The 404-nt window shown below is 26.2% G+C and carries 2 protein-coding genes; both read right to left on the reverse strand.

What is annotated here, in order from left to right; genetic code table 11:
* Positions 1-221 (reverse strand): DUF1433 domain-containing protein (locus tag HMPREF3247_RS04700; protein WP_142349142.1); only part of this gene is annotated, 221 nt, incomplete at its 3' end.
* A gap of 37 nt (positions 222-258) precedes the next feature.
* Positions 259-404 (reverse strand): DUF1433 domain-containing protein (locus HMPREF3247_RS04705; RefSeq protein WP_142349143.1); only part of this gene is annotated, 146 nt, incomplete at its 5' end.

The raw sequence follows: 404 nt of genomic DNA on the forward strand, positions 1-404 counted from the left end.
ATAGGACTTGTTTCCAAGTTTGTGAAATGTACAGTTTTGATTGTGTTTGGTTCTTTGGTATTATGCTTGAGATATAGTGTTATACGCGCTTGTTGTTCTTTATAGTATATTGCTTTTTGTTTTTCTTTTTCGTCATATTTCATTTTTAAATAAATGACTGATGCAACTATACATATACATAAAATGACACCAATAATTATAAAAACATATTTTTTGTTCATTAAAGTAACTCCTAATTTTAGTGACTCTACTTTTTATTTAGTTCTTTTTTAAATCATCTGGTGATTTTCTTTCATGTGCAATTTTTAATAATCTATCTACTCCTTCACTTTTTATCATAGCACCACCAAACTGATAATTATGTTCTGGTGTAGCATAAGCAGTAAAATTATCTTTTTTATTTT

The organism is Staphylococcus sp. HMSC36A10 (assembly GCF_001838845.1).
GTDB lineage: Bacteria > Bacillota > Bacilli > Staphylococcales > Staphylococcaceae > Staphylococcus > Staphylococcus aureus.